Annotated in this window: 14 protein-coding genes; all 14 read right to left on the bottom strand. The window is 43.1% G+C overall.

The window, feature by feature from the left end; genetic code table 11:
- Window positions 1–69: 69 nt before the first annotated feature.
- Window positions 70–804: a tRNA (guanosine(37)-N1)-methyltransferase TrmD gene (trmD, locus tag QNH43_RS08010; protein WP_192204009.1), complete on the bottom strand. Its 735-nt coding sequence runs from the start codon at window positions 802–804 to the stop codon at window positions 70–72.
- Window positions 804–1322 carry a ribosome maturation factor RimM gene (gene rimM / locus QNH43_RS08005; RefSeq protein WP_283917403.1) on the bottom strand — a complete coding sequence of 173 codons (519 nt, stop codon included), beginning with the start codon at window positions 1320–1322 and terminating at the stop codon, window positions 804–806. Before rimM ends, trmD begins: the two co-directional genes overlap by 1 nt.
- Before the next feature lie 10 nt (window positions 1323–1332).
- Window positions 1333–1719 carry a YlqD family protein gene (locus tag QNH43_RS08000; RefSeq protein ID WP_034313711.1) on the bottom strand — a complete coding sequence of 129 codons (387 nt, stop codon included), beginning with the start codon at window positions 1717–1719 and terminating at the stop codon, window positions 1333–1335.
- A gap of 221 nt (window positions 1720–1940) precedes the next feature.
- On the bottom strand, window positions 1941–2171 hold the full coding sequence (locus QNH43_RS07995) for a KH domain-containing protein (protein WP_076366567.1): 231 nt from the start codon (window positions 2169–2171) through the stop codon (window positions 1941–1943).
- Window positions 2172–2184: 13 nt separating this feature from the next.
- A complete protein-coding gene (gene rpsP, locus QNH43_RS07990) occupies window positions 2185–2457 on the bottom strand; it encodes a 30S ribosomal protein S16 (protein WP_076366569.1) in 273 nt (90 codons plus the stop codon).
- 153 nt (window positions 2458–2610) lie between these two features.
- Window positions 2611–3951: a signal recognition particle protein gene (gene ffh, locus QNH43_RS07985; RefSeq protein WP_034313716.1), complete on the bottom strand. Its 1341-nt coding sequence runs from the start codon at window positions 3949–3951 to the stop codon at window positions 2611–2613.
- Between the two features lie 11 nt (window positions 3952–3962).
- Window positions 3963–4295, bottom strand: a complete 333-nt coding sequence (locus QNH43_RS07980) for a putative DNA-binding protein (RefSeq protein ID WP_076366571.1) — start codon at window positions 4293–4295, stop codon at window positions 3963–3965.
- Between the two features lie 220 nt (window positions 4296–4515).
- Window positions 4516–5532 carry a signal recognition particle-docking protein FtsY gene (gene ftsY, locus QNH43_RS07975; RefSeq protein WP_076366573.1) on the bottom strand — a complete coding sequence of 339 codons (1017 nt, stop codon included), beginning with the start codon at window positions 5530–5532 and terminating at the stop codon, window positions 4516–4518.
- A gap of 27 nt (window positions 5533–5559) precedes the next feature.
- Entirely contained in the window at window positions 5560–9123 is a 3564-nt protein-coding gene (gene smc / locus QNH43_RS07970; protein WP_283917402.1) for a chromosome segregation protein SMC, read from the bottom strand.
- A 24-nt stretch (window positions 9124–9147) separates the two neighbouring features.
- A complete protein-coding gene (rnc, locus tag QNH43_RS07965) occupies window positions 9148–9888 on the bottom strand; it encodes a ribonuclease III (RefSeq protein ID WP_214790772.1) in 741 nt (246 codons plus the stop codon).
- A gap of 264 nt (window positions 9889–10152) precedes the next feature.
- On the bottom strand, window positions 10153–10386 hold the full coding sequence (locus QNH43_RS07960) for an acyl carrier protein (protein WP_034313729.1): 234 nt from the start codon (window positions 10384–10386) through the stop codon (window positions 10153–10155).
- Between the two features lie 57 nt (window positions 10387–10443).
- Window positions 10444–11187, bottom strand: a complete 744-nt coding sequence (gene fabG, locus QNH43_RS07955) for a 3-oxoacyl-[acyl-carrier-protein] reductase (protein ID WP_063231889.1) — start codon at window positions 11185–11187, stop codon at window positions 10444–10446.
- Entirely contained in the window at window positions 11184–12131 is a 948-nt protein-coding gene (gene fabD, locus QNH43_RS07950) for an ACP S-malonyltransferase (RefSeq protein ID WP_283917401.1), read from the bottom strand. The genes fabG and fabD overlap by 4 nt, the downstream gene beginning before the upstream one ends.
- Window positions 12132–12158: 27 nt before the next feature.
- A complete protein-coding gene (gene plsX, locus QNH43_RS07945; protein ID WP_076366581.1) occupies window positions 12159–13145 on the bottom strand; it encodes a phosphate acyltransferase PlsX in 987 nt (328 codons plus the stop codon).
- Between the last annotated feature and the right edge of the window lie 16 nt (window positions 13146–13161).

Below are 13161 nucleotides of genomic sequence, written 5' to 3'. Positions count from 1 at the left end.
TAAGACTGAGCATTTTGCCCAAGTCACAAGTTATATCCTATCATACTATAAACGACGATGCAATAGCCATCAGTCTTCTTTTTTAATCTCGGATAATAATTTTTTTTCAACTTCCGATAGTTCATAACTATCGAGCAAATCCGGACGTCGAATCCAAGTTCTGCGCAGAGATTCCTTCATCCGCCATTCATCGATTTTTTTATGATTCCCGGATATTAGCGGATCGGGAACTTTCATCCCCCGGAAATCTGCAGGCCTAGTATAATGGGGATGCTCTAACAAACCAGAAGAATAGGAATCAAGAATCGGGGAGTCAACATTTCCCAGAACGCCAGGAAGCAAGCGCACAACGCTGTCAATAATGACCATTGCACCCAATTCCCCTCCTGTAAGCACAAAGTCACCAATCGATATTTCATCAGTGACGACATGCTCCCGGATGCGCTCATCATACCCTTCATAATGCCCGCAAATGAAAATGAGATGTTCCTCTCCAGCAAGCTCTTCGGCTTTTTTCTGCGTGTAACGCTCTCCCTGGGGACAAAGCAGGACTACCCTTGGGGTTAGCTCACCTTGCCCTTTTAGAGCCTCCACAGCATCAAAGATCGGTTGTGCCTTCAATACCATTCCGGCACCGCCGCCGTACGGATAATCGTCTACCGTCGAATGTTTATTATCTGCATAATCTCGAAAGTTGGTCACCTTGTAGCTGACAGCCTGCTTTTCCGCAGCCTTTTTTAAGATTGACGAACCAAATACCCCTTCGAACATTTCTGGAAAAAGCGAAAGCACATCGATTTTCATCAGTCCAAAAGTCCTTCCATCGGTGTAATGATGACCTTTTTAGCGGAAATATCCACTTCTTTTACAATTTGTTCAATATACGGGATCAGGATGTCCTTACTGCCAGCTTTCTTAATGACCCAAACATCATTGGCACCAGGAGTAAGAACCTCAATGATTTCCCCAACTTCCATGCCTTCATCCGTAAATACCGAACAGCCGATGATTTCATGGAAGTAGAACTCACCTTCGTCCAATTTACCAAGCTGTGCTTCCTTGACTTTCAGGACCCCGTTTTTAAAAGCCTCGACCTGTCCGACGTTATAATAGTTCTCGAACGTCAACAGGTTAAAATTTTTATGGGTGCGATGCGACCTGACGATAAGCGGCAAAGGTTTTTTCTCCGTGTCCCTAAACAAATACAGAGTATTTCCCACTTTGTATCGTTTTTCTGGAAAGTCTGTTGAAGAAATAACACGGACCTCTCCTAAAAGACCATGTGTGTTGACAATTTTACCTACATTAAACCATTTTTCCATTCTTTCACCTCTAACGAATTTCCGAGACGATTCCATCTTTAATGACAATGGTCTTCGTTGCCATAATTTCGTCCCAATCTGCCCCAATTTCCACATCAATGATACTTTGAACTTCCCGTTCCTTCAATTCACTACCTGCGGGAAGGATCTCCAACTGCTCCATTTGAAATTCAAGCAGTTTAATTTTTTCTTGCCTCTGGTTTATTTCTTTTTCAAAATGAGCACGGAGACTAGCAGGTTGGAGAGTTCTTGTTTTTTCAAGTTTTTTCAGTTCAAAGCGAAGCTGTTCACTCTCTTTTTGAAGCTGAAGGCGTTTTGACTTGTATTTCTCGAGGAGCTGATTCTTGCTGGATTCCGTTAATACTTGGTTAACGATTACATTTTGGAGAATTTTCATTCCAGCACCTCCTATTATCTATGATTTCTTATTTCCTTCAAAAAATATGTATGATGGGGTAATCTTTTTGAAATGGGGGTCATTCTCTTAAGTATAACGTAAATCGCTAAAAGATGCGTCTTAAAAAGGCGTAAAGTTTAAAGTCCTGGTCTATTCAATAAGGATCCAAGTCGGAATTTCACTTTCTTGAAGTACAAAAAAAGGAGGGGTATTAACCCTCCTTATTCGGAAATCTCCAAATAGATTTTCTTCTGCTGTGAAGATCCTGCTGCATATACCACAGTCCGAATCGCCTTAGCAACACGCCCTTGTTTACCGATCACCTTGCCCATGTCCTCTTTATGAACGGAGAGGGTATAAACAATCCGGTCGGACTCTTCCTTGGAGCTCACGATGACCTCTTCCGGATAATCCACAAGTGCTGAAACAATCGTTTCAATCAGTGCTTTCATCAACTACCGTCGATTACTTGCTGTTTTTTGCAACATGGAATTTTTCCATGATGCCTTGTGTAGAGAATAAGTTACGAACTGTATCAGATGGTTTAGCTCCATCTTGTAACCATTTAAGAGCAAGCTCTTCGTTGATTTCAACTTTAGCTGGTTGAGACACCGGGTTATAAGTTCCTACCACTTCAATGTAACGTCCGTCACGTGGTGAACGAGAATCTGCAACTACAATACGATAGAAAGGAGATTTTTTAGCTCCCATACGTTTTAAGCGAATTTTTACTGCCATTTTAAATAAGCACCTCCGAATAGTTTCACACAAGATAGTATAATATCAAATGTCTTGCATGTTTGTAAAGGTTTTTTTCTTAACAGGTAAAAAAAGTGTTGAAATACATGGATTTGACCTGTATTTCACTTCAGTTTCGACCTAAAATAAACCTTACATGAACGGGAATTTGAATCCCTTTTTCTTTCCTTTTTGCATGTTCGTAACCTGTTTCATCATCTTTTTCATTTCTTCGAATTGCTTCAGTAGACGGTTCACTTCTTGAATCGATCTGCCGCTTCCCTTGGCAATCCGTTTCTTGCGGGATGCATTCATGGTTTCCGGATGTTCCTTTTCATGCGTAGTCATTGAACGGATGATAGCTTCCACATGACCGATCTGTTTCTCATCGATCTGAAGGTTGTCCATCCCTTTCATTTTATTCGCACCGGGAATCATTTTCAGAATATCATCAAGCGGTCCCATATTCCGCACCTGACCAAGCTGATCAAGGAAATCATCAAAGGTAAAAGTGGCTGTACGCATCTTTTTCTCTAATTCTTTCGCTTTTTCTTCATCTACATTGGCCTGTGCTTTTTCGATTAGGGTCAATACATCACCCATGCCGAGAATCCTTGACGCCATCCGTTCTGGATGGAACGCTTCAAGTGCATCCAATTTTTCCCCCATACCGACGAATTTAATCGGCGTGTCGGTGACTGAACGGATTGAAAGTGCCGCACCACCACGTGTATCCCCATCAAGTTTCGTTAAGACGACTCCAGTCAGGCCTAGCTGTTCATTGAAGCTTTGGGCTACATTGACCGCATCCTGACCTGTCATCGCATCGACAACCAGGAAGATTTCATCAGGTTTTGTCAACTCTTTGATATCCTTCAGTTCGCCCATCAAGTTTTCATCAACATGAAGGCGGCCTGCGGTATCAATCAACACATAATCATGATGTTCTTCCTTAGCTTTTTCAATTGCCTGTTTGGCAATTTCAACAGGGCTGACCTGGTCCCCAAGGGAGAAAACAGGCATGCTTAATTGTTTGCCAAGTGTTTCAAGCTGCTTAATCGCCGCCGGACGGTAAATATCAGCCGCAACGAGCAATGGCTTGCGGTTGTATTTTTTCCTAAGAAGATTGGCAAGCTTTCCGGTGGTCGTCGTTTTACCAGCACCCTGAAGCCCAACCATCATAATGACAGTCGGCGGTTTCGAGGCAACGGCAATCTTGCTTTGTTCGCCGCCCATCAGCTCCGTCAATTCTTCCTTAACTACTTTAATTACCTGTTGACCGGGGGTTAAGCTTTTCAGCACTTCCTGACCTACCGAACGTTCACTGACACGCTTTACAAAATCCTTCACGACTTTAAAGTTAACATCCGCTTCAAGCAGGGCCAATCGGACTTCACGCATCATTTCTTTTACGTCCGCTTCGTTGACCTTCCCTTTTCCGCGAATTTTTTGCATCGTGCTTTGCAGTCGGTCGGCCAATCCTTCAAATGCCATATTGCCGCCTCCTAATCCAACTTCTCAAGCGTTGTGATTGCGTCAAGCAGCTCCTCTTTTGAAAAGGAATCCTTTTCTATGAGTCCCTTCATATTCGCAATCCACTGGTTACGCTCTTGAAATTTTTGAAATAACAAAAGCTTTGCTTCATATTCCTCAAGCATCGCTTCCGTTCTTTTTATATTATCATAGACTGCCTGCCTACTGACTTCGTATTCTTCGGCAATCTCGCCAAGAGAGTAATCATCCAGATAGTAGAGGGACATGTAGCTCTGCTGCTTCTCCGTTAACAACGATTGGTAAAAGTCATACAAATAATTAATCCGCGTTGTCTTTTCAAGCATCTTAGCAAGCCTCCCTGCTGTTAAGTGAAAACCCTTTACAAGTTTATATTGTAAAGCCTTGTTTATTTGATGTCAAGTTAAACTCCTTACCACTTGATTGCAAAGCATTATTTTTTTCTTTTTTCCGCCGCTTTTTTAGACCTTTCTGCAATTGTTCCTCCAAATAAACACTGTGAACAAAAAACCAGAAGAGAATTATCTCTTCCGGCTTACAATTTTTCTAAACCTCTTCTTTATCGATGATATCAGCGAAAAGGCCATAAACATATTTCTCAGCATCGAATTCCTGTAGATCGTCCATTTTTTCACCTAGCCCGACAAATTTAACGGGAATGGCCAATTCATTACGAATTGCCAAAACAATCCCACCTTTTGCGGTGCCATCAAGCTTTGTTAAAACAATCCCGGAAACATTGGTCGCTTCCTTGAATGTCTTGGCCTGAATAAGGGCATTTTGCCCGGTTGTAGCATCAAGGGCAAGCAACACCTCGTGTGGTGCACCTGGTACTTCACGTTCAATTACACGTTTCACCTTTTCCAATTCCTTCATTAAATTAACTTTATTCTGTAAGCGGCCGGCCGTGTCGCAGATCAGTATATCCGCTTTTCGTGCCTTGGCGGCCTGAATGGCGTCGAACATGACCGCTGCAGGGTCAGAGCCTTCACCCTGTTTGATTACACTGACACCGACACGCTCTCCCCAAACCTCAAGCTGTTCGATCGCACCGGCACGGAAGGTATCCCCGGCAGCCAATACGACAGATTTACCTTCTGTTTTGAATTTATGGGCGAGTTTACCAATGGTCGTCGTTTTACCTACCCCATTAACCCCTACAAACAAAATGACCGTCAAACCTTCTTCTTGTATATTGAGGCTTGAAGTCGCTTCATCATCACCTTGGTAGATTTCAACAAGCTTTTCGGAGATAACGGACTGCACTTCCCTCGTATCAGAGATATTGCGAAGCTTGACTTCCATTTTTAATTGATCAATCAGTTCCATCACAGTATCAAAGCCTACATCTGCCTGTATCAGGATTTCTTCAAGTTCTTCAAAAAAGTCCTCATCCACTTTCCGATAACGGGCAACAAGTTCATTAACCCTTCCCGTAAAGGAATTCCTCGTCTTTGTCAAACCTTGTTTGAATTTTTCTCCTATGGATATTTCTGCTTCAACTGATTTTTCTTTTTCTTCCTGGGTCGTAAATTTCTCTTTTAGCTTTTTGAAAAAACTCATTGTCCCACTTCCTCTAATTCATGAATTTTAAACTTCCATAAAGTTTTCTGATTCTTCCATCCGGACGGAAACAAGTTTGGAGACACCTGACTCCTGCATCGTAATTCCATATAGGACATCCGCCTCTTCCATCGTGCCTTTGCGGTGAGTGATCACGATGAACTGCGTTTCCCTGCTGAACTTCCTTAAAAATTGACTGAACCGGACGACATTCGCCTCATCAAGCGCTGCCTCGACCTCATCAAGGATACAGAAAGGCACCGGACGCACTTTTAGAATGGAGAATAAAAGGGCTATGGCTGTCAATGCTCGTTCTCCCCCGGATAAGAGGCTCAAATTTTGCAGTTTTTTCCCGGGAGGCTGTGCAATGATATCTACTCCTGTATTTAGTAAATCATCCGGATTTGTCAGCTTCAGCTCCGCTCTGCCTCCGCCGAATAAAGCTTTGAAGACTTGTTCGAATTCTTCACGGATCGAATAGAAGGTTTCGGCAAAGCGCCGCTTCATTTCATCATCCATTTCATCGATGACTTGGAATAATGTATCTTTCGCCTGTTGAAGATCTTCCTTTTGACTAAGAAGGAATTCATAGCGTTCAGCTACACGTGCGTATTCATCAATTGCACCTAGATTCACCGTCCCCAGTTCCTCGATTGCAAGCTTGATTAACTTCACCCTTTTTTGAGCCTCTTCTGCAGGCATCATCAATGGATACTGTTCTTTAGCACCTTCAAAGGAAAGGGTATATTCTTCTCTCAAGTGGTCGAGGCGATTTTCCAGTTCGACATCCAGACGAGTTAATTTCACTTCTTCATCCTTTATCACTTCGACAATGCCTCTATAAAGTCGATTTTCTTCTTTCAAGGACAGTTCAAGCGTTTCAACTTCCGTGAGAAGCTCGTTTTTTTCCTGTTTTTTCATGGCGATTCCTTCAATTGCTCCATTTTTATCGAGCAATTTCTGCTGAGCCATATCTTCCAGGGACTCTTCCCCGCTTGAACTGTCTGTCATTTCATTGGTCAGGAGCCCTAAATCATCTTTGTTTTCGGCAAGCCTGCTTGTTTCCTTTGAAAGATCCGATTCAATGCGTTCCATCTTCTCTTTTTGGTTTTGCAGCTGGCCGCGCTTAGAGGCAAGCATTACCCTCAGTTCATTCGTTTCTTCAGAAAGGCTCTCTTTTGAGGATTGCTGAGATTGCTTTTGTTCGGTCATTTCGGAAATCAACCGGTCCAGCCCTTCAATCTCAGTTTTACATGATTCCAAAAGTTCTTCCAGCTCTTCAAGTCTTGCTGTTTTTTGCTGTTGTTCTTCTAAATATGAATTTTTATCCAAATCATAAAGATGCAGCCGTTCATTCACATTTCTTTCCTGCAGCTCCACTTCACGGAGCTCGCCCTTAAGGGTTTGTTCTTGTAATCGAAGTCTCTCTCCTGTTTTTCTGGTTTGTTCAAGCGTTTGCTCTTGAACACCCAAATCCACTTTGAGCTGTTTGACTTGCTTTTCTAGCTGATTCGTTTTAGCTTCCATTGCAGCAAGTTTTTGATGGAGCTCTTCCAATTCCGTTTTCCTTGAAAGCAGGGAGGTCGTTTTTTGCTTTAAGGCTCCACCAGTCATTGAGCCACCTGGATTGACGATATCCCCTTCAAGTGTTACGAAGCGGAAACGGTGCTGCATCATTTTCGCCAGGTCATTTGCACCTTTTAAATCAGTGGTGATCATCACCGTTCCTAATAGATTTTCAGCAATCGCTGCATGCCTATCATCATATTGTATCAATGAGGAACCTGTCCCCACAAAAGCTGGATGACTCTTCAGCATCGATAGTTGGTTAGCTGATACCTCTCTTGCCTTTATGACTGATAAAGGCAAGAACGTCGCACGCCCATACCTATTTTTCTTCAAGAAGGAAATGGCTTCCCGTGCATGCTCCTCGCGTTCCACGACAACATGCTGCATCGCTCCGCCCAGAGCCGTTTCGATGGCCGTTTCATATTCCTTTGGAACCTTTATCAATTCCGCAACTGCCCCTTCAATGCCTCGAAGGGTTTCTTTCGCTTTCAAAACCTCTTTTACACCCTGGAAAAAGCCTGCATAATCATCTTCCATTTCTTCAAGAAGTTCTTTACGAGATTTTGCCTGTTGAAGGAATTGATAGGCCTTATAAAGGGTGGTTTCTTGTTTTTGATACGTATCTTTTGCAGCATTCAATTTATTCTGCTGATTTCGGAAATAAGTGACATGCTCTTCAAGCTGCTTAGTCATATTTTCCATCAGCTGTGAATATTCCATTTTTTTAGCAGTGATATCCATTCTTTCGGTTAAGAACTTTTCATTTTCCATATCAAGTTTAGCATTTTTATGTTCCTGCTGCGTTAATTGCTGGAGCAGGTATTGTTTTTCGTTTTTTGCCGATGCCTGCTTGTTCAGCCACTCGATATAGTCACTCTTTTTCGCTTCGATCATCGCTTCAATATCACTATTGAAAAGGCCCAGGCTTTTTTGTTTTTCATGTAAGGTTTCAGAAATCCCCTTCACTTCCAAGTTCAGTGCATGCAGGATTTCCGTTTCTCTTTTCTTTTGCAAAGACAAACGCTCGACGGCAGCCTCACCTTCCACAATCGCTTTTTCTAGCTGTGACTTGTTTTGGGCAGCATTTTTTTTCCGTTCTTTCAAAACCTCTTTACGGCCTTCAAGCTTTTCAAGTTCTTCACTGGCATTCAGGAGAATTTCCTGAAGTCCATTGATCGATGTCTCAAGCGTCGCAAGACTATCCCTTAGTTTTTTGAGATGCGCTTCCCTGTCATGAAGCTGTCCTGCCATTTGCTGTTCCATTTCATTATGTTTTTCAAGTTCTTGTGACAGTTTTTCCCATTTTTCATATAACTCTTCTATTTCAAAAACGGTTAAAGCCACTTCTATTTGCTCAAGCTCTTCTTTCTTCGCCAAAAATTCCTTGGCGAGGGAAGACTGAATTTTTAATGGCTCCACCTGCCCCTCCAATTCATGGAGGATATCATGGACCCGGTTTAAGTTATCCTGTGTTTCCGTCAGCTTCGATTCCGCTTTTCGTTTTCTAGTTTTATACTTCAGGACACCCGCTGCCTCTTCAAAGATCACTCGTCTTTCTTCAGCCTTACTGCTTAGGATTTCTTCCACTTTCCCTTGGCTGATGATGGAAAATGCTTCTCTCCCAAGACCAGAATCCATGAAAAGGTCTATGATGTCTTTCAGACGGCAACCTTGATTATTAATGAAAAATTCACTTTCTCCCGATCGATATACACGTCTTGTCACACTGACTTCATGAAAGTCGATCGGTAGGGAATTGGTCTCGTTATCAAGGGTCAATGATACTTCCGCAAAATTCAACGCTTTCCTCGTGTCACTTCCCGAAAAGATGATATCTTCCATTTTCGCTCCACGCAGTGATTTCGCGGACTGCTCTCCAAGTACCCATCGGACTGCATCGGTCACATTACTTTTACCGCTTCCGTTTGGTCCAACCACTGCCGTGACACCAGGTACAAAATCAATCGAAATTTTCTCTGCGAAAGATTTAAATCCTACAACGTCCAAACGTTTGAGGAACATGACCTTTCCCCCTCTACTGTTCAACTATCTTGTTGATTTTTTATCTTTTAAAACGATCAATGCATGCTCGGCAGCATGCTGCTCCGCTTCTTTTTTGGACTTTCCTATTCCAGAGCCCAGCTCTTCCCCATTAAGGGAGACGGTCGAAACAAACTCCCGATTATGAGCCGGTCCTTTTTCCTGCAAGATCTTATATTGCAGGACACCGATGGCATCCCGCTGGATCAGCTCCTGAAGCTGGCTCTTATAATCCATCACATGAGAAAAAGCACCCTCGTCTATCTTCGGAAACACGACATTCGTCAAAAACTGCACAACCGGCTCTAATCCTTGATCAAGGTACAAAGCACCAATGTAGGCTTCGAATACATCCGCAAGCATGGCAGGGCGTTCTCTTCCACCTGTCATTTCTTCCCCTTTTCCGAGTAATACATATTCCCCGTAAGAAAGGCTATTGGCAAAAGCAACTAGTGAAGGCTCACACACAATGGCTGCCCTTAGTTTGGTAAGTTCACCTTCGCTCATCATCGGATATTTTTGATATAAGTATTTAGAGATGGTCAATTCTAGTACAGCGTCTCCTAAGAATTCAAGCCTTTCATTATCTTCATAAGGCTTACGGCGATGCTCATTCACATAAGATGAATGCGTAAAAGCTTGTTTTAATAGATTTTCATCTTTAAAATGAAAACCCAGATTTTCTTGCAACTGTTTAAATTTATTATCCTTGATTGATGGTTTACGATTATTTCCGTTCCTACGCATCACACAAAACCCTCCACAACGGTTCAAAAAGCATATTTTTCCAATATATAAAAAGAAACCTGGCAGGAATCCCTGTCAAGCTTTCCTATGTACCATCATACATTATTATCCCCTTAAAGAAAACTAATGGCAAAAGACCACTGCCACGCAGGCGGAACTTACCTTGTACATGCTCATTTCCTTATCTGCCGCTGCATCAAACTTCTTTAAGCAATAAGAGAAAGCCCCGTTAAAAAACGGAGCTTTTAGTCAAATGACAATTCATTACATAGTGCTTTGTATGTAATTCACAGCATCACCTACTGTGGCGATTTTTTCAGCGTCATCGTCCGAAATTTCCATATCAAACTCGTCTTCGAATTCCATGACTAGTTCGACTACATCAAGGGAATCGGCACCAAGATCCTCTTTGAAAGAAGCTTCAAGTTTTACCTCTGATTCTTCTACGTTCAAACGATCTACAACGATTTTAGTTACTCTTTCTAATACATCTGCCAATGTGTTCACCTCCCCTCAAAACATTATAAATTAATTTCGAAAAAAATCAAAGAAAACTTACATGACCATGCCGCCATCTACATGAAGAGTTTGCCCAGTCATATATTTGCTGGCCTCAGAAGCGAGGAAAGACGCCACTGCAGCAATATCTTTAGGGTCACCGAACCGTGCAAGCGGAATTTGGTCCAGCATGGCTTTTTGTACGTCTTCAGGCAATTCACCAGTCATATCCGTTGAGATGAAACCTGGGGCAATCGCATTGACCGTAATGCCTCTTGATGCAAGTTCCTTTGCCGTGGTTTTAGTCAGGCCGATCACACCAGCTTTAGCCGCTACATAATTAGCCTGCCCTGCATTTCCGCTGACGCCGACGATCGATGCCATATTGATGATCCTGCCGCTACGCTGTTTCATCATTTGCCTTGTAACCGCTTTGGTGCATAGGAACACGCCTTTAAGATTCGTATTGATCACTGAATCCCATTCATCTTCTTTCATACGCATCAATAGGTTATCACGTGTGATGCCAGCATTATTGACCAGGATATCCACTCTGCCAAATTGTTCGACGACCTCTTTGATCATGCTTGTCACCGATTCACTATTTGCAACATCGCATTGTATGGCGAATGCTTTACGGCCCAATGCCTTGATTTCGTCAACCACTTCATTCGCTTTAGCTTCACTGCCGGAATAGTTGATGGCAACATCAGCTCCCTGACGGGCAAGTTCTAATGCAACTTCCCTGCCAATACCTCGTGAAGCTCCCGTTACAAGTGCTTTTTTTCCTTCGAGGATCATGCTTGTGCCCCCTTCAATGTTTCAATTGTTTTAGTTAGAGTATCTATATCGGATACCGAGTAGATTTGAACGGAACGATCAATTTTCTTTATCAATCCGCCCAATACTTTCCCAGGGCCCACCTCGATGAACGTATCCACGCCCAATTCAAGCAGGTTTTTCACACTGTCCTCCCAAAGGACCGGTGAATACAGCTGTTCGATTAACTTTTCTTTTATTTCTGCAGGTGCTGTAATGGGCTTAGCCGTTACGTTTGAAATAACAGGAATTTCTGCCTGTTTGAAGCTTACTTCATCAAGGACACCCTGTAACTTTTCTGCTGCCGGTTTCATCAATTCCGAATGGAACGGTCCGCTAACTTCAAGAGGAAGAGCCCGTTTAGCGCCATTTTCCTTGGCTTTTGCACTCGCAAGTTTAACCCCTTCCGAGGTGCCTGAAATGACGATTTGCCCTGGACAATTAATATTGGCCAATTGAACGGATTCCCCTGTGGCCGTAATTTCAGAAGTGACTTCAGATAGAGCTTCCCGGTCCATTCCCAAAATCGCAGCCATTGATCCTTGACCATTCGGTACCGCAGCTTCCATGAATTCACCACGCTTACGCACTGTATATACGGCATCCTCAAAAGAAATTGCACCAGATGCCACTAATGCCGTATATTCACCTAAACTGTGCCCGGCTGTATAATCGGGTTTGATCCCCGCTTCTTCCAACTCCTTGACAAAAGCATAACTCGTGGTCAATAAAGCGGGCTGTGCATTATAAGTCACCGTTAATTCTTGTTGTGTGCCATTAAAGATCAATTCGGAAAGTGGAAAATCAAGTTTTTCATCAGCTGAACGAAAAATTTGCTGAGCACGCTCGTTTTCCTGATATAAGCCATGCCCCATTCCTATTGATTGTGAACCTTGTCCTGGAAAGACAAAAGCAATTTTACCCATTTGTTACTCCCCTGCCTCTATGATTTATTATTGTTTTTCTATTGTCTCCGCAATTGTCGATATGACGTCATTTCCAACCATATCGCGAGTCTGGCGTATTGCATTATAGACCGCATTCGCATCTGAAGAACCATGAGCCTTAATGACAGGGGCCTTCAAACCGAATAGGCCGGCACCGCCATACTCCGAGTAATCCATTTTATTTTTTATGCCTTTTAGTTCAGGCTTTACCATTGCTGCGGCCAACTTACTCTTGAGATTGCTCATCAATGCCGTTTTCACCATTTTGAATACGCTCATAGCAGTACCTTCAAGCGTCTTTAATACCATATTTCCCGTGAAGCCATCCGTTACGACAACATCTGCCGGCCCGCTCAGGAGGTCCCTTGCCTCTACGTTACCTATAAAGGATATCTCCGATGATTGCTGCAGTAATGTAAAGGCATGCTTTGTCAGTTCATTCCCTTTTTTTTCTTCCGTGCCAATATTAAGTAATCCGACACGGGGCTTTTCGATTCCCCGCACTTTTTGGGCATAAACAGACCCCATTATGGCAAATTGAAGGAGATGCTCCGGTTTCGCATCGGAGTTCGCACCTACATCCAGTAGCACAAAACCTTTACCATCGATTGTCGGAAGGGTGGGAGCCAATGCCGGACGTTCAATTCCTTCTATCCTTCCGACCACAAACAAGCCCGCAGCCATTAGAGCCCCCGTATTGCCTGAGGAAATGCATGCATCGGCTTCTCCGTCAGCCACTTGCTGTGCAGCCAACACCATCGAGGCGCTTTTCTTGCGCCGGACCGCACGAACCGGTTCATCGGTACTCAATATTTTTTCATCAGTATGTATAACCCTTATACGGTCATGTTTCGCTAAGTATTGGTTAATTTCAGCTTGATTGCCTATCAGGGTGATTTCCACATCGGAAAAATTCTCGACAGCTTTCATCGCTCCCAAAACCTGTGCCTCGGGAGCATTATCGCCACCCATGGCATCTATCGTAATCTTCATTTTCTTTCATCCTTTA

This window comes from Peribacillus simplex (genome assembly GCF_030123325.1).
In the GTDB taxonomy this organism is placed as follows: domain Bacteria; phylum Bacillota; class Bacilli; order Bacillales; family DSM-1321; genus Peribacillus; species Peribacillus simplex_D.
The sequence above is the reverse complement of the archived record's forward strand: the minus strand, read 5'-3'. Positions and strand labels throughout refer to the sequence as shown.

Coding starts and splice junctions, on each gene's coding strand:
- QNH43_RS07980 (WP_076366571.1), bottom strand. CDS start 4,295: ATGCTTGAAAAGACAACGCGGATTAATTATTTGTATGACTTTTACCAA.
- fabG (WP_063231889.1), bottom strand. CDS start 11,187: ATGATCCTCGAAGGAAAAAAAGCACTTGTAACGGGAGCTTCACGAGGT.
- QNH43_RS08000 (WP_034313711.1), bottom strand. CDS start 1,719: ATGAAAATTCTCCAAAATGTAATCGTTAACCAAGTATTAACGGAATCC.
- plsX (WP_076366581.1), bottom strand. CDS start 13,145: ATGAAGATTACGATAGATGCCATGGGTGGCGATAATGCTCCCGAGGCA.
- ftsY (WP_076366573.1), bottom strand. CDS start 5,532: ATGAGTTTTTTCAAAAAGCTAAAAGAGAAATTTACGACCCAGGAAGAA.
- fabD (WP_283917401.1), bottom strand. CDS start 12,131: ATGGGTAAAATTGCTTTTGTCTTTCCAGGACAAGGTTCACAATCAATA.
- smc (WP_283917402.1), bottom strand. CDS start 9,123: ATGTTCCTCAAACGTTTGGACGTTGTAGGATTTAAATCTTTCGCAGAG.
- ffh (WP_034313716.1), bottom strand. CDS start 3,951: ATGGCATTTGAAGGATTGGCCGACCGACTGCAAAGCACGATGCAAAAA.
- trmD (WP_192204009.1), bottom strand. CDS start 804: ATGAAAATCGATGTGCTTTCGCTTTTTCCAGAAATGTTCGAAGGGGTA.
- rimM (WP_283917403.1), bottom strand. CDS start 1,322: ATGGAAAAATGGTTTAATGTAGGTAAAATTGTCAACACACATGGTCTT.
- rnc (WP_214790772.1), bottom strand. CDS start 9,888: ATGCGTAGGAACGGAAATAATCGTAAACCATCAATCAAGGATAATAAA.
- QNH43_RS07995 (WP_076366567.1), bottom strand. CDS start 2,171: ATGAAAGCACTGATTGAAACGATTGTTTCAGCACTTGTGGATTATCCG.
- rpsP (WP_076366569.1), bottom strand. CDS start 2,457: ATGGCAGTAAAAATTCGCTTAAAACGTATGGGAGCTAAAAAATCTCCT.